15 protein-coding genes are annotated in these 14,551 nt (G+C 65.2%); 5 read left to right on the top strand and 10 right to left on the bottom strand.

Features of this window, described 5'->3' with window-relative positions; all coding sequences use genetic code 11:
* Positions 1-32: 32 nt before the first annotated feature.
* Genes OVY48_RS16335 through OVY48_RS16325 form a run of 3 tightly spaced genes read left to right on the top strand, consistent with a single transcriptional unit; the run spans position 33 to position 3,280 of the window.
* Positions 33-1,610: an aldehyde dehydrogenase (NADP(+)) gene (locus OVY48_RS16335; protein ID WP_313923612.1), complete on the top strand. Its 1,578-nt coding sequence runs from the start codon at positions 33-35 to the stop codon at positions 1,608-1,610.
* Positions 1,607-2,530: a Gfo/Idh/MocA family oxidoreductase gene (locus OVY48_RS16330; protein WP_313923611.1), complete on the top strand. Its 924-nt coding sequence runs from the start codon at positions 1,607-1,609 to the stop codon at positions 2,528-2,530. Before OVY48_RS16335 ends, OVY48_RS16330 begins: the two co-directional genes overlap by 4 nt.
* Before the next feature lie 15 nt (positions 2,531-2,545).
* Positions 2,546-3,280 (top strand): FadR/GntR family transcriptional regulator, encoded by a 735-nt coding sequence (locus OVY48_RS16325; RefSeq protein ID WP_313923610.1) that lies wholly within the window; start codon positions 2,546-2,548, stop codon positions 3,278-3,280.
* Between the two features lie 129 nt (positions 3,281-3,409).
* Here the strand turns inward: OVY48_RS16325 and urtE are convergent, their stop codons facing one another.
* From urtE to urtA, 5 genes are all read right to left on the bottom strand, one after another.
* Positions 3,410-4,123 (bottom strand): urea ABC transporter ATP-binding subunit UrtE, encoded by a 714-nt coding sequence (urtE, locus tag OVY48_RS16320; RefSeq protein ID WP_313923609.1) that lies wholly within the window; start codon positions 4,121-4,123, stop codon positions 3,410-3,412.
* Positions 4,120-4,878, bottom strand: a complete 759-nt coding sequence (urtD, locus tag OVY48_RS16315) for an urea ABC transporter ATP-binding protein UrtD (protein ID WP_313923606.1) — start codon at positions 4,876-4,878, stop codon at positions 4,120-4,122. The genes urtE and urtD overlap by 4 nt, the downstream gene beginning before the upstream one ends.
* Positions 4,875-5,915, bottom strand: coding sequence for an urea ABC transporter permease subunit UrtC (urtC, locus tag OVY48_RS16310; protein WP_313923605.1), 1,041 nt, complete (start codon positions 5,913-5,915; stop codon positions 4,875-4,877). Before urtC ends, urtD begins: the two co-directional genes overlap by 4 nt.
* Entirely contained in the window at positions 5,908-6,795 is an 888-nt protein-coding gene (urtB, locus tag OVY48_RS16305; protein ID WP_037475088.1) for an urea ABC transporter permease subunit UrtB, read from the bottom strand. The genes urtC and urtB overlap by 8 nt, the downstream gene beginning before the upstream one ends.
* A gap of 154 nt (positions 6,796-6,949) precedes the next feature.
* On the bottom strand, positions 6,950-8,164 hold the full coding sequence (gene urtA, locus OVY48_RS16300; protein WP_313923604.1) for an urea ABC transporter substrate-binding protein: 1,215 nt from the start codon (positions 8,162-8,164) through the stop codon (positions 6,950-6,952).
* Between the two features lie 161 nt (positions 8,165-8,325).
* Here urtA and OVY48_RS16295 point away from each other — a divergent pair, with 161 nt between their 5' ends.
* Positions 8,326-9,168: a peptidylprolyl isomerase gene (locus tag OVY48_RS16295; protein ID WP_313923603.1), complete on the top strand. Its 843-nt coding sequence runs from the start codon at positions 8,326-8,328 to the stop codon at positions 9,166-9,168.
* Positions 9,152-10,150, top strand: a complete 999-nt coding sequence (locus OVY48_RS16290; protein ID WP_313923602.1) for a HupE/UreJ family protein — start codon at positions 9,152-9,154, stop codon at positions 10,148-10,150. Before OVY48_RS16295 ends, OVY48_RS16290 begins: the two co-directional genes overlap by 17 nt.
* Here the strand turns inward: OVY48_RS16290 and OVY48_RS16285 are convergent.
* The 5 genes from OVY48_RS16285 to OVY48_RS16265 form a co-directional block, all read right to left on the bottom strand.
* Positions 10,084-10,767 (bottom strand): S8 family serine peptidase, encoded by a 684-nt coding sequence (locus tag OVY48_RS16285; RefSeq protein WP_313923601.1) that lies wholly within the window; start codon positions 10,765-10,767, stop codon positions 10,084-10,086. The two genes, OVY48_RS16290 and OVY48_RS16285, sit on opposite strands and share 67 nt — an antisense overlap.
* Positions 10,760-12,463, bottom strand: coding sequence for an ABC transporter ATP-binding protein (locus OVY48_RS16280; protein ID WP_313923600.1), 1,704 nt, complete (start codon positions 12,461-12,463; stop codon positions 10,760-10,762). Before OVY48_RS16280 ends, OVY48_RS16285 begins: the two co-directional genes overlap by 8 nt.
* Positions 12,460-12,828 (bottom strand): hypothetical protein, encoded by a 369-nt coding sequence (locus tag OVY48_RS16275; protein WP_313923599.1) that lies wholly within the window; start codon positions 12,826-12,828, stop codon positions 12,460-12,462. Before OVY48_RS16275 ends, OVY48_RS16280 begins: the two co-directional genes overlap by 4 nt.
* Positions 12,829-12,898: 70 nt before the next feature.
* On the bottom strand, positions 12,899-13,468 hold the full coding sequence (locus tag OVY48_RS16270; RefSeq protein WP_313923597.1) for a hypothetical protein: 570 nt from the start codon (positions 13,466-13,468) through the stop codon (positions 12,899-12,901).
* Positions 13,465-14,550: a hypothetical protein gene (locus OVY48_RS16265; protein WP_313923595.1), complete on the bottom strand. Its 1,086-nt coding sequence runs from the start codon at positions 14,548-14,550 to the stop codon at positions 13,465-13,467. Before OVY48_RS16265 ends, OVY48_RS16270 begins: the two co-directional genes overlap by 4 nt.
* Position 14,551: the final 1 nt, after the last annotated feature.

The following is a 14,551-nucleotide window of genomic DNA, read 5'->3' as shown; positions in this document are numbered from 1 at the left end:
ACAGCATCATGAACCCATTTCAGGAGAATCCCATGTTCAACGGAGCCATCCTCATCGGCGCAAACGAGCGTCAGGGCGGAGAGACTTTCTACGCCATCAACCCGGCGACCGGCGAAAAGGGCGACGTCGCCTTCTCCAGCGCCATGCCCGCCGAAGTCGAAGAAGCCGCCAAGCTGGCCGATGCCGCATTCGACAGCTTTTCGACCCTGGCACCCGACGCCCGCGCGACCTTCCTGGAAACCGTCGCGGACAATATCGTCGCCATCGGCGACCTGCTGATCGAAACCGCCATGGCCGAATCCGGCCTGCCGCGCGCCCGTCTGGAAGGCGAGCGGGGCCGCACCGTTGGCCAGTTGCGCTTGTTCGCCAGCTATGTCCGCCTTGGTGACTGGTTCGATGCCACGATCGACCCCGCCATGCCCGATCGCGCGCCGATGCCGCGCGCAGACCTGCGCCGCGTCAACCATTCGGTCGGCCCGGTCGCCGTGTTCGGCGCGTCCAACTTCCCGCTCGCCTTCTCGGTCGCGGGTGGCGACACCGCATCGGCCTTCGCCGCTGGTTCGCCCGTCATAGTGAAGGGCCACAGCGCCCATCCCGGCACCGGCGAACTGGTCGCCCGCGCCATTCAGGCAGCGGTCAAGGCATGTGGCCTGCACGAAGGCGTCTTCTCCTACCTGCCCGGCGCCAACCGCGCTTTGGGTGGCGCCCTGGTCGCTGATCCCCGCGTCAAGGCGGTCGGCTTCACCGGATCGCGCGGTGGTGGCGTTGCGCTCATGAAGATCGCGGCGGAACGCGACGAGCCGATCCCGGTCTATGCCGAAATGTCGAGCATCAACCCGGTCGTCCTGCTCCCTGGCGCTCTCGCCGAGCGGGCCGAAGCCATGGGCACGGCGTTCGTCGGCTCGCTGACCATGGGGTCGGGCCAGTTCTGCACCAACCCCGGCCTCGTCATCGCGCTTGACGGCCCGGACCTCGACACGTTCGTTGCAGCCGCAGCCCAGGCCATGTCCGGCGCCCAGCCGCAGGTCATGCTGACGCCCGGCATCCACGAAGCCTATGAAAAGGGCGTCGCTGCCCTGTCCGGCGCGGATGGCGTCACCACCGTCGCGCGCGGCACCGAAGCGGAAGGCTGCAACCGTGGCCAGGCTGCCTTCTTCGCGACCGACTCGGCGACCTTCGGGGCCAACCCGCTTCTGGCCGAAGAAGTGTTCGGTTCGTCGTCCGTTTTGATCAAATGCAGCAGCATCGAGGAAGTCATTGCGACCATCGCCGGTCTCGAAGGCCAGTTGACCGCAACGCTCCAACTGACCGAAGCCGACAATGCGGATGCCGCCAAGCTGCTCCCCGTACTGTCGCGCAAGGTCGGCCGCATCCTGACCAACGGCTGGCCCACGGGCGTCGAAGTGACGCATGCCATGGTGCATGGTGGTCCCTTCCCGTCGACCGCCGATGGCCGCTCGACCTCGGTCGGCACGCTGGCGATGATGCGCTTCCTGCGTCCCGTCTGCTATCAGGACGTGCCCGACGCGCTGTTGCCAGCCGCCTTGCAGGACGCCAACCCGCTCGGCCTGACGCGCCGCGTCGATGGCAAGTTGGTCGCTGCGGCATGAGCATCCGGGCAGGTCTGGTAGGGCTGGGTAAAATCGCGCGCGACCAGCACCTGCCCGCAATAGCCAAGACCGACGGTATCGATCTGGTCGCCGTCGCCAGCCGCAACGCGCACGGGGAAGGGGTGAATAATTACCCCGACCTCGGCGCGATGCTGGCGGGCGAGCCCGACCTCGACGCCGTGATCCTGTGTCAGCCGCCGCAGGCCCGCTATCATGCGGCGCGGCAGGCGTTGCTGGCGGGGAAACATGTTTTCCTCGAAAAGCCGCCGGGCGCGACCGTTTCCGAAGTCGAGGCGCTGATCGCACTGGCAAAGGCGCAGAACGTCACCCTCTATGCCAGCTGGCACAGCCGCTATGCCGCCGCCGTGGCGCAGGCCAAAGCCTGGATCGCGCAGCGCCAAATCGAACGGATTTCGATCCAATGGCGCGAGGATGTGCGCCACTGGCACCCCGGCCAGCCCTGGATCTGGGAAGCGGGCGGCTTTGGCGTGTTCGATCCGGGCATCAACGCCCTGTCGATCCTGACCGAGATCGTGCCCGAACCCGTCACCGTCCTGTCCGCCAATCTGGAAGTGCCGTCCAATAAGGACGCCCCGATCGGGGCGACGCTCGCCATGGCCACCGCGTCGGGCGCACCGATCGATACCGTGTTCGATTGGCGTCAGACCGGGCCGCAGACCTGGGACATCGCCGTTGACACCGACAATGGCAGCCTGCTCCTGTCCGAAGGCGGCAACACATTGCGGCTGGACGGTGAAGTTCAACTCAAGGCCCCGGACGAGGAATATCCCGCCATGTATCGCCGTTTCGTCGCTCTGGTGGCTGACCGGGCGATCGACGCCGATATTGCCCCGCTCCGTCTTGTCGCCGATGCCTTCCTTTGCGGCCGACATTGTCCTACGGCTGTGTTCGAGGACTGATAAGGGAGCAAGGTTTTGGGCAGCGGGCGCAAGTTCGGATCGGACGAAAGCACGCTCCGCATCCATCAGACGATCGCCCGCGACCTGGGCACGGCCATCCTGACCGGCAAGCACAAACCGGGCGAATTGTTCGAAGGCGAGATCGAGGCGTCCGATCGCCTCGGCGTATCGCGCACCGCCTATCGCGAGGCTGTCCGCATCCTGATCGCCAAGGGGATGCTGGAAAGCCGCCCAAAGGCGGGCACCCGCGTCCTGCCGCGCAACCGCTGGAACGTGCTTGATCCTGAAATGCTCGCCTGGATGTTTGCGGGCGAGCCGGATGCCAACTTCATCCGCGACCTGTTCGAACTGCGCGGCGTCATCGAACCGGCAGCAGCGGAGTTCGCCGCGCGCCGCCGCACCGATGAGCAATTGGCGGTGATGGAAGCGGCGCTGGCGGAAATGGGCCGCTATGGCCTGTCCACGCCCGAAGGCCGCGCCGCCGACCAGCGCTTCCACAATATGATCCTGGCGGCGACGCATAATGATGCGCTGGAGGCTTTGGCCAGTTCGGTCGGCGCAGCGGTCAGCTGGACCACCACCTTCAAGCATCGCAAGAAATTGCTCCCCCGCGACCCCCTGCCCGACCACCGCGCCGTCTATCAGGCCATAGCGTCGCGCGACACGGCGGCGGCTCGCGCGGGCATGGCCGAACTGCTGCGCCTGGCCCTCGCCGACATGGACATCGCGCTGGCCGAACCGGGCGGCTGATATTCCTCCCCGATCCTTTATCGTCATCCCAGCGAAGGCGGGGATCCATCTCCGTCGCTATCCACTGGTGCAAAGTCGGGAGATAGATTCCCGCCTGCGCGGGAATGACAAAGTTTCTATGTGCTTCTGCTAAATCTGCACCAGATGCGCGACATCCTTCGCGCTCTCGTCGGCGATCTTGCCCTGCCGGATGATCCGACCATTTTGCATAGCGCAATAGCGGTCGGCAAAGCGCCACACGAAATCCAGATATTGTTCGACCACCAGCACCGTCATGCCCAGTTCGTCGCGCACATGAACCAAAGCCGCTTCGATCTGCTGCACGACATTGGGCTGGATGCCCTCGGTCGGTTCGTCGAGCAACAACAGGCTCGGTTCCCCAGCCAGCGCCCGACCGATCGCCAATTGCTGCTGCTCGCCGCCGGACAGGAAGCCTGCCGCCCGACCGCGAATATCCCATAACTTGGGGAAGAGGTCGAAAATATGCTGCGGCACCTGGGCACCGCGCTTGCCGCGCCCCGCCAGCGCCGACAGCCCGGTTTCCAGATTTTCCATGACGGTGAGTTGCGGAAACACATGCCGTCCCTGCGGCACGAAGCCGATGCCCGCCCGCGCCCGGCCATGCGCGGGCATGGCGGTCATGTCGCGCCCGTCGAAATGCAGCGTCCCACCGGTCACCGGCCGCGTGCCCATGATCGTGTGCAGCAAGGTGGTCTTGCCGACCCCGTTGCGCCCGATCAGCGCCATCACCTGCCCGCGTTCCAGCGGCAGGTCGACGTCCCACAGCACCCGGCTCTGGCCATAGGCGCTCGAAAGGCCCGCAATCTCCAGCAGCGCGCTCATGCCGTATGGCCCAGATAGACGGCGGCGACTTGCGGGTCGGCGCGCACTTCGGCGACACTGCCTTGCTTCAAGAACTTGCCCTGATGCATCACCGTCACCGGCGCGGCCAATTGCTCAACGAAGCTCATATCATGGTCGATCACCAGCACGGTGCGGCTATCCCCCAGGCCCAATATCAATTGCGCGGTACGGCTCGTTTCGGCCGGTCCCATGCCTGCGGTCGGCTCGTCCAGCAGCAGCAGTTCCGCGCCCGTTGCCATCACCATGGCGATTTCCAGCCATTGCTTCTCGCCATGCGCCAGCGTGCCCGCCTCCACATCGGCGCGATGGGTGAGCGCCACTGCCTCCAGCGCTTCTTCGACCGCCGCCCGCTCTTCCACCGGGATGCCGGTGCCCAGGCTTTTCCACCAGCGCCGGTCGCGCCGCGCCGCCAGCGCCAGATTGTCGCGCACGCTCAAGGTCGGCAACACGCCGGGCGCCTGGAACTTGCGGCAAATGCCGCGACCGACGATCGCCTGTTCGGGCAGATTCTGGATGTCCTCGCCCTTGAAGACGACCCGCCCCTGGCTCGGCCGCACCCGGCCGATGATCGTATCGCACAGCGTCGATTTGCCCGCGCCATTGGGACCGATCACGACCCGCGTCTCGCCCCGGTTCAGCGTCATCGAAAAACCATCGAGCGCTTTGAACCCGCTATAGTCGACGGTGACACCGTCTACGCTGAGCAGAAGCTCGGAAACCGCCGAACCGCTCATGCCGCCTTCCCCTTGGCCAGGCCAGCCAGGCCGCGCGGCAGCAGGGTCACGACGAAGATGAACAGCGCGCCCATCAGATAGAGCCACAATTCGGGGAAAGCGCTCGACACCGCATCGCGCGCCAGATTGACCAGCAGCGCCCCGACGATCGCGCCCGCCAGGCTGTAGCGCCCGCCGATCGCCACCCACACCACCATCTCGATCGAGGGCACGACCCCGATCAGCGCGGGCGACACGACGCCCGCATGCAGCGTGAACAATGCGCCGCCAATCCCCGCCAGCATCGCTGCGATGGCGAAGGCCGTCACCTTGAAGGGGGTCGGATTATAGCCCAGGAACCGCACCCTGTTCTCGCCATCGCGCGACGCCCGCAGCAATATGCCAAAGCGCGATGCCAGCAGCCAGCGCAGCGCAATGAACGCGACGCACAGCACCGCCAGCGTGACCCAGTAGAGCGCTGATCCCGTGCCGGGACTAGCCAGCCCTACGCCGAAGATCGAGTAGAAGTCGGTGAGGCCATTAAAGCCCCCGGTCACATCCTGCCGACTGATGATCAGTGTCGCGAACGCAAGGCTCAGCGCCTGCGTGATCAGCGCGAAATAGGTGCCGCCCACGCGGCGATGAAACACCGCCCAGGAAAAGAGCGCCCCGGCCAGCGTCGGGATGATGACGATCGCGGCCAGCGTGAAGAGCGGGCTGGTGAACGGCTCCCACCATATAGGTAGGCTTTCGCGCCCGCTCCACACCATGAAATCGGGGATCTCGCCATCCGGCAGGTCGGCCAGTTTCATATGGATGGCGATGGCATAGCCGCCAAGGCCAAAAAACACGCCCTGCCCCAGGCTCAATATCCCGCCATGGCCCCAGATAAGAACCAGACCGAGCGCCAATATCCCCATCGCCATGAAACGGGCGAGCAGGTTGAGGTCATAGCTGGACAGCGCGAACGGCGCGACGAGGGCCAGCGCCAGCAGCAGCCAGGGCAGCAGCGGCTTGACCGGCGCGAAGCGCGCGGTGAGGGCGGAAATATCAGGCATCGAGTTGGCGGGTCTTTACGGCGACGACGCCTTGCGGGCGCACCTGGATGAAAAGGATGACGAAGACGAGCAGCAGCATCTGCGCGACGCTGACATCGACGAAAATCTGCGCCAGCGCGGCGAACAGCCCCAGGATGATCGCCGACGCGGTCGTGCCGACGATGCTGCCCAGCCCGCCCATCACGACGACCAGGAAGGCGGGGATGATATAGCTTTGCCCGACATTGGGCGTCACCGGCCCAAGCAGCGCGAGCATGACGCCCGCAAGACCCGCTACGCCTGAACCCAGGCAGAAGACGGTCAGGTCCACCCGGCGCACATCGATGCCGGTCGCCGACGCCATCATCCGGTCCTGATTCACCGCCCGCACCAGCAGCCCGATGCGGGTCTTGAGCAGCACGAGCGCCAGCGCGCCCAGCACCAGCGCGGCGATCGCGATGATGAACAGCCGTGCCGATGGCAGCGTCACGCCGAACGCCACGAAGCTGCCCGTCAGCCATTCGGGCGCGCGCACTTCGACACCGACCGCACCGAACAGGTCGCGCGCGCCCTGTTGCAGGATCAGGCTGACGCCCCAGGTCGCCAGCAGCGTATCGAGCGGCCGTGCCGACAGGCGGCGGATCAACGTCGACTGGATCAACCCGCCCATGGCCGCAGCGCCGATGAAGGCGACCGGAATGGCGAGGATGATCCCCATCGCCCCCGGCACCACCAGCAGGGTCATCCAGGCAAGATAGCCGCCCAGCATCAGCATTTCGCCATGCGCCATGTTGATGACGCGCATCAGCCCGAAGGAGAGCGCCAGGCCAAGCGCCGCGAGCAGGTACAGCGACGCGAGCGACGCGCCATTGAACAACTGGTTGAGGAAGAGGGCGTCCATTATGCTGCGCTTCTCGCGATCAGAAGGGGCTGTGGCATATCATCGCCCTCCGTCATTCCCGCGAAGGCGGGAACCCATCTCCCAACCTTCCGTCTTTCGATAGGGCCGGAGATGGAACCCCGCCTTCGCGGGGATGACGGCGTTGTTGGGCATTTTACAGCTTGCAAGTCTTGCCGGGGAAGGCGAGCGCGTCATACGGTTCCGGCGCGATGTCCTTGCCGCTGTCGGCGATGATCTCGAACTGGCCATCGGCATTGAGCTTGCCGATATAGGCCTTCTGCACCAGGCTCTGGTTGGCCGCGAAGCTGACCGTGCCCATGGGGGTCACAAAGCCGCCCAGCGATGCCGCCGCCTTGCGCACGGCATCCGGCTCAAAGCTCTTGGCCTTCTCGACCGCCGCCTTCCACGCATAGACGTCGAGATAGCCATGGACCATCGGATCGGTGATCGCCGCATCCTTGCCGAATTTCGCCTTATAGGCGGCGATGAACTTGGCGTTCGCCTCGCCCGTCAGGCTCTGGAAATAATTCCAGGCGGCATAGCTGCCCTCGACCAGGCCCGCACCCATCGCCTGGGCTTCCTGCTCGCCGATCGAGAAGGACATGACCGGCATCGTCTTGGGGCTGATCCCGGCGGCCTGCATCTGCTTGAAGAAAGCGACATTGCTGTCACCGTTCAGCGTATTGATGATGATCGCCGGCTTGGCCTGCGCGATCTTGGCGATCACGCCTGAAAAATCGGTGCCGCCCAAGGGCACATAGGCTTCGCCCAGCACCTGCATCCCGCCCTTTTCGATATGTTTTTTCAGGATCAGGTTGGCGGTGCGGGGATAGACATAGTCGGACCCGACGAGGAAGAAGCTCTTATAGCCCTGCGCCACTGCCCATTCGAGCGCGGGCAGCGCCTGTTGGTTGGGCTGCGCCCCCGAATACATGATGTTGGGCGAACATTCGTTGCCTTCGAACTGCACCGGATACCAGAGCAGATTCTTGGTCCGCTCGAACACCGGCAGCATCGCCTTGCGGCTGGCCGAGGTCCAGCCGCCGAACACGGTCGACACGCCATCGCTTTCGATCAGCTTCGACGCCTTTTGCGCGAAGGTGGACGGGTCCGACGCGCCATCCTCGACCAGGGCGTTGATCTGCTTGCCCAGCACGCCGCCGGTCGCGTTGATCTCCTCGATCGCCAGCATCTCGGCATTTTTCACCGTGATCTCGCTGATCGCCATCGTGCCGGTCAGCGATTGGAGCACGCCCACCGACACGCTGTCGCCCGCAGGCGCGCTCGCATTGTCGCCGCCGCCGGAACAGGAGGCCAGCGCCAGCGCGCAGGCGGAAGTGGCAAGCATAAGCAGCCTGGAACGGATCATGATGTGTAGGTCTCCCCCTGGCAGGCCGGTGGTGGCGCTGCGGCACTCTGGATGGGATCAAGGCTATGGAATGCGGGCTATCCCCCGTATGCGTCATTTGACGTAGGCAGGGCGAAGCGCTTGCGCCTAGAGTTGGGACCATGGCGGGCAGGGCAGAGAGTATGGGGATCGACAGCGACGGCGCGGGGGCGACGCCCGGCCAAGCATTGCGCCCCATGCGCAGCCGGGTCGGCAAAGCCGTGCGCGATCCGCTCTTTGCTTTTCTGGTCGCGGGCGTGGCTCTGTTCGGCGGCTATCAGATCATCGAACGCGCGCAAAAGCCGCCGGTCGTCTTCACGCCCCAGGTCGAACAGGCGATGGTCGAAGACTATGAATTGCTTGTCGGCCGCCCTGCCACAGCCGCCGACAAGGCGCGGATCAAGCGCGACTATCTGGCCGAGGAACTGCTGTTCCGCGAAGCGATCGACCGCAACATGCACCTGACCGACGGGGAAACCCGTAAGCGGCTGGTCGACAAGGTCCGCTACCTGATCGCGGGCGCTCCGCCCGAACCGACTGACGAACAATTGGTCAATCATTATGCCGATAATCTGGCGCAGTATCGCGCCGAACCCCGCACCAGCTTCACCCAGGTTTACCGGGCACAAAAGCCCGCCGACGCGGCGCTGCTGCTGGCGCAGCTCAATGCCGGGGAGACGATCCCCGGCGACGATTTCTGGTTGGGTCGCGCCTTCCCGCGCTATGGCGATTCGATGGTGCGCGGCATATTCGGCCAGCCCTTCGTCGCCACGCTCAAGACCGCCCCGGATGGGCGCTGGTTCGGCCCGGTCCAGTCGCCACGCGGCTGGCATTTCGTGCGCAAGAGCGAGAGCATCCCCGCCGCCATGGTCCCCTTCCCCGCGATCAAGGACCAGGTGCGGCAGGATTATATGATTGCCCATAGCGAAGCCGCCATCGACAAGGCGTTGTCGGGCCTCAAGGAGAAATATGATGTGGAAGAATAGTCTGGCCGCCCTCCTGCTCGCGCTGGCGGCCTTGCTGCCGGGCACGGCGATGGCCGACATCTTCCTGTCCGCTGATTTCGCGCTGACTCGGGGCGAGGATGCGAACAGCTATGAATTCACCGCCGCCATGCCCGAAACGGTGGGCCAGCCCGCGCCGATCGTTTGGCCGCAGGGCTGTCGCCAGACCGCGATGACGCGCCAATCCAGCGGCGGCCGGGCGCAATATGCCTATGAATTCGCCTGCGAACGTCCTTTCAGCGCGGGCGACGTCATCCAGACGCCGTGGAAGGCCGATGGCGGCCGCTTCGTCACCAATGTCATGGGCAGCCAGGTCGATCGCAGCCTGACCGGCGACGCGAAAGGCATCGCCGTTCCAGTGGGCGAAACCGCGGTCGGCGAACGCGCCCTGACGCAGATCGCGCCGGAATTTCTGGCCCAGGGCGTCTGGCATATCTGGCTGGGCTGGGACCATCTGGCGTTCGTTCTCTGCCTCGCTCTGCTGGCGCGCGGGCGAGATTTGCTCTGGCTGGTCAGCGCCTTCACCGCCGGACATTCCATCTCGCTGGCAGTCGCCTTTTTCGAGTTGGTCCATGTTCCCGTTCCCCCGGTCGAAGCCGCCATCGCCCTGTCGATCGCCTTCATGGCACGTGAGGCTTTGCTGGTCGGGAAAGGCGAACAAGCCTTCGCCTTCCGTCGTCAGTTGACCGTGGTGTCGCTCTTCGGCCTGCTCCACGGCTTGGGCTTTGCAACCGCACTGGGCGAACTCGGCGTGCAGGCGGGCGAGAAACTGCCTGCGCTCATCTTTTTCAACATCGGCGTGGAAGCGGGGCAATTGCTGTTCGTCGGGGCCATCATGGCGACGCTGGCGGGCCTGCGCGTTCTCTCGCTGGCCGCGCCGGTGCGGGTCGCGGCGCTCTACGCCGTCGGCGTGATCGGCTGCTTCTGGATGGTCGAGCGGGTTGCGGGGTTTGGCATCGCCTGATCGTCCAAACGGTCCCGCGCGACGATCCCGCTGACATTGGCTACCGCGAAACTTACGCCATAGAGGTTGCGCCGTTGCTCCACGCCGGGGATCGGGCGGGGATGGCCGGAGGCATGGGCGATCCCGTCCCGCACATCATAGGTTTCGCGCGGGCAGTCCCAGTCCAGGGCGACGCCCAACACCCCATCCAGACTGCCCGGATAGCATTGCTGCCCTTCGGTATCGTGCGCGGCCACGATCAGCACGCCTGCCGCTGCCGCTCGTTCCACCGCCGCCGCGAAGGCCGCAGCGTGCGCCGGGTTGACGGTGCCAAGGCTGAGGTTGATCATATCGACCCGCGCTTCCACTGCCAGGTCGATCGCGCGCACCAGCGCCCGCGCGCTGGCCCGCAGCCCATCGTGAAACACCCGGATCGGCAGGCATAGCGCAGCGGGGGTCTGCTCCATGATCGCCGCCGTCACCGCCGTTCCATGCCCCAGCCGGTCGAGCGTATCGTTCTCCGTTACCGCACCATCGCGCGCCACGGCAAAGCCGGACAATAGCCGCGCCGCATCGATATGCGGATGGTCGGGATGGACGCCGCTATCGATGATGGCGACGCGAACCGGATCAGGCATCGACCATTTCGCCGCGCTGCTCGACCCGCGCATGACCGTCGGCCAGGGTGACGACCATATCCGCCATTCGCGCCATGGCAGGCTTGTGGGTGATGATGATGATCGTCGCATCGGGCAGCGCGCCGCGCAGCCGCCCGGCAATCAATTGCTCGGTCTCGCCATCCAGCGCCGATGTCGGCTCGTCCAATATCAAGATGCTGGGTGACCGCAGCAAGGCGCGCGCCAGCACGATCCGCTGCCGTTCGCCCGCCGACAGCGCCATGCCCCGCTCCCCGGCGCGCGTTGCATAGCCGAGCGGCAGCTTGGCGATGAAGCCATCCAGCCCCGCCGCATGCGCCGCCGCTTCGATTTGCTCGCGCTTCACGTCGGGCAGGGCAAAACCGATATTCGCCGCAATCGTATCGTTGAACAGATAGGGCGACTGATCGACCAGGATGATCTCGCGCCGGACATCGTCGAGCCGATAGGCGCGCAGGTCGCGACCATTGACCAGCACCCGCCCGGCATCGGGATCAAGATAGCGCACCATCAGGTCCGCCATGGTCGATTTGCCCACGCCGCTGGGGCCGAGAATGGCGCACAGGCTGCCAGCGGGAATCGTCAGGTCGATGTCGCGCAACACCGCATCGCGATCATAGCGCATCGCCACCTGTTCGAACCGCATCGCCCCTGCCCGGTCCAGCGCGACCGCATCATCCCGTTCGACTACCTCCGCCTTCGTATCGAACAGTTCGAAAATCCGCCCCAGCGACACCCGCGCCGATGCGAGGCCCGATGTCAGTCCCATCAGCGTCTGGATCGGCGAGAGCAGACGCATATGATAGGTCATGAAGGCAACCAGCGTGCCGATGCTCATCCCATCTTCGATGATGCGCCAGCCGCCATAGAGGATCACCGCCGATGTCGCCGCCGTCATCAGCGTGCCGGGCAGTGCGCCGGTCATGAAGGAGGCAACCTGCATCCTGAGCATGGCGCCGACAAAGGCATCGTTGCGTCCCTTGAACCGCTCCACCTCATGCTCGCCCGCGCGCAGCGAGGCGACGACGCGCATTCCCATCACCGTATCGACCAGCAGGCTGCCAAGGTCAGCGCCCTTTTCGCGCATGTCGCGGGTCAGCGCGGTCAGGCGGCGCTGATAATAAGCGAAGGTCGCAAGGCTGGCGGGTACCAACACGACGCTCACCAGAAACAATTTCCAGTCGAGCCACAGCATCATCGCGACGCAGCCGACGAAGAACAGCAGATTGCTGACCACCGATAGCAGAGTGTCGGACGCGATCCGCTGCACATCGCTCACATCGCTGTTCATCCGCGACACCAGATCGCCGAGCCGGAAGCTGCCATAAAAGCGCGGCGAGAGCGTCTGGAGATGGCGCAACAGCGCCGCGCGAATGTCGTAGAGCATCGCCGCCGACAGCGCGACATAGCGATAGCTGGCGAGGATATTGACCGCGAACCCGGCGATGGTGACCGTGATCATGATCGCCGCGATCTTCACCAGCGCACCCATGTCCCGGCGCAACAGCGCTTCGTCGATCATGAGTTTCGAGAGATAAGGTTGCGCCAGCCCAAGCATGGTCGACACAAGGCTGATCGCCAGCACGACCACCAGCGCCCCGCGATAGGGTTTCAGGAAGGGGGTCAGCCGCTTATAGGCGCCCCAGTCCGCTACCGGCGCACGCGTCCCGTCGCTCATGCCGCCTGCTGCCGGGGCGCGAGCCGCGTCCCTTCCAGCAGGAAGGCCGGCTCCGGCATCTTCGCGAGAAGCCCGGTACACCAGCGATGCCCCTCCAGCAGCGCCTCCTGTTGCGCCCGCCACCAATCCCCCGTGCCGCCGGTCGTGTAGAATTGGGCGCAGAGCAACAGATGCCGCCGCATCGCCGCGATCAGCATGGATTGATAATGGGTCAGCAGCGCAGTGGCGTCCTGCCCTTCGGCGATGCCGGTCACCACCGCAGCGGCAAGGATCGCCTCGCGCACCGACTGCGCCGTTCCGTCCCCGCAGATCGGGTCGAAGCCCAGCGCCGCCGTGCCGCAGGCGAGCCAGTCCTCGCCGCGCAACGGCAAATGCAGGCGCGGCGCGGCGAGGAATGGCGTCGATGCGGCCCCACAGCATCGACCACCGGCGCGATCAGGCGGCTGTCAGCGAGCAGATCGTCCAGCGCGCCGCCCACCCCCAGCAGCCAGCCTTCCCCGCTCCCGCCGGGACCAGGAACAGCCAGCCGCTGGCCACTGCCTCGACCCGGCCTTCTTCGCTGCACGACGGATCGAGCAGCCCGACCTTGGCCGCAACGGCCCGCCGGTCGCCGAAGACATGCGTCTCCCCCTCCGGCATCGGCGGCGCAGCGTGGATGGTGAAATCCACGGGACTATCCTCCGGTGCAGGCTGGTCCTGCGCCAGCACAGCCTGCACCTGGTCCTCCGACGCCAGCGCCGCGCCATGGGGCACGACGACCGGCGCGCCGCCCCCCCAGGCGACAACACGGCGCTTGATCCGGGGACTGTCGGCGAACAGGTCAGGCCGCTGAAATATGTCGCGCAGCAGCGCGAGAGCCGCATCGCTCAGCATGATCGTTGGGACGGGCGGACGATGAACGACCTTGGTTGCGACCCGGAGGCCCGCTGCCTTGAGCAAATACGCGCATGTCGTCGCGGCAATCCCGCTGCCTCTTATGCCGACGATCATGCGCCTGTCGGTCATTCCACCGCAACCATGCCCGCGCCGGTGGTGTCATAGCCCAGGTCCAGCGTCGTCTCATGCTTGAGCGTCCTGGCATCATAGACCTCCAGGTCATAGCTCGCGCCATAGATGTAGAGCTTGGCTCCATCGATCGACATGCCCAGCCGGAAGCGCGAGCGGCAAGGAAACTCCGCCTTATCGACCACGGCATTGGTGGCCATGTCCATATGCCAGAATTCGCAGCGCTTATTGCCGAGCTTCCCGTTCGTCACCACGGTATAGGCGTGTTTGCCGTCGGGCGTGACCTGCAATCCCGCCATGGCATCGGGCGCGGGGCCAATCGGGGTAAAATCGAACTGCCGGGTGGACAGGTCGAAGCGCGCCATGCCGAACATCTTGTTATGCACATAGGGGTCGGCCGCGTTGAACAGGGCGACCAACTGCCCCGACGAGCGCACGGCATCGAGCATGCCGCCAAAGCCGATATTCTCCATCCCCATGCCTTCGGGTTTGGCGAGGTCGATGCGGTCGGCGACCTTCAATGTCGCCAGATCGACGATCACGATCTTCTCGCCGAAGGAATAGAGATATTTGCCATCGGGCGACACCTTGTATCCGCCGCGTCCCCCGGCCCGCTCTTCCTCTTTTTCCAGCGCGGCGGTGCGGACGACCTTTTGCAGCTTCAGGTCGATGACGCCATACATCGGCTTGCTGACGGTATAGCGATCAATGCCCTTCTCGAACTTCGAGATGACGGTGTAGAAGAAGCGCCCGGTCGGATCGGGCACCCCGCCCCAGAAGCGATAGCGGGTGGTGCCGTCGTTCAGGCTGAACTTGTTGATCACCTTGCGCGTCGCGGTGTCGATCACCTCGATCCCGCTTGTGGTAATGGTGGTCACATAGATGCGCTTGCCATCGTCGGACAATTGCATCGATGTAGGCAGACCCGTGTCCAGCTTGATCGTGCCGGTGACCGCGCCCTTGCCCTCTTCGAACACCAGCAGCCGGTCGGGATAGGAGCCCATGAACAGCGTCGCGGCGGACGCGGGAATGGCGCTCAACAGGGCCAGGCCAGCGCCCAGCATCAGACGATATTTTTGCATC

This window comes from Sphingobium sp. SA2 (genome assembly GCF_032227065.1).
In the GTDB taxonomy this organism is placed as follows: Bacteria; Pseudomonadota; Alphaproteobacteria; order Sphingomonadales; family Sphingomonadaceae; genus Sphingobium.
The sequence above is the reverse complement of the archived record's forward strand: the minus strand, read 5'-3'. Positions and strand labels throughout refer to the sequence as shown.

Bases quoted from the DNA above. Each gene is read 5' to 3' on its own strand.
- OVY48_RS16335 (WP_313923612.1), top strand. From the start codon at position 33: ATGTTCAACGGAGCCATCCTCATCGGCGCAAACGAGCGTCAGGGCGGA.
- OVY48_RS16330 (WP_313923611.1), top strand. From the start codon at position 1,607: ATGAGCATCCGGGCAGGTCTGGTAGGGCTGGGTAAAATCGCGCGCGAC.
- urtE (WP_313923609.1), bottom strand. From the start codon at position 4,123: ATGAGCGCGCTGCTGGAGATTGCGGGCCTTTCGAGCGCCTATGGCCAG.
- urtD (WP_313923606.1), bottom strand. From the start codon at position 4,878: ATGAGCGGTTCGGCGGTTTCCGAGCTTCTGCTCAGCGTAGACGGTGTC.
- urtC (WP_313923605.1), bottom strand. From the start codon at position 5,915: ATGCCTGATATTTCCGCCCTCACCGCGCGCTTCGCGCCGGTCAAGCCG.
- urtB (WP_037475088.1), bottom strand. From the start codon at position 6,795: ATGGACGCCCTCTTCCTCAACCAGTTGTTCAATGGCGCGTCGCTCGCG.
- urtA (WP_313923604.1), bottom strand. From the start codon at position 8,164: ATGATCCGTTCCAGGCTGCTTATGCTTGCCACTTCCGCCTGCGCGCTG.
- OVY48_RS16295 (WP_313923603.1), top strand. From the start codon at position 8,326: ATGGGGATCGACAGCGACGGCGCGGGGGCGACGCCCGGCCAAGCATTG.
- OVY48_RS16290 (WP_313923602.1), top strand. From the start codon at position 9,152: ATGATGTGGAAGAATAGTCTGGCCGCCCTCCTGCTCGCGCTGGCGGCC.
- OVY48_RS16285 (WP_313923601.1), bottom strand. From the start codon at position 10,767: ATGCCTGATCCGGTTCGCGTCGCCATCATCGATAGCGGCGTCCATCCC.
- OVY48_RS16280 (WP_313923600.1), bottom strand. From the start codon at position 12,463: ATGAGCGACGGGACGCGTGCGCCGGTAGCGGACTGGGGCGCCTATAAG.
- OVY48_RS16270 (WP_313923597.1), bottom strand. From the start codon at position 13,468: ATGACCGACAGGCGCATGATCGTCGGCATAAGAGGCAGCGGGATTGCC.
- OVY48_RS16265 (WP_313923595.1), bottom strand. From the start codon at position 14,550: ATGCAAAAATATCGTCTGATGCTGGGCGCTGGCCTGGCCCTGTTGAGC.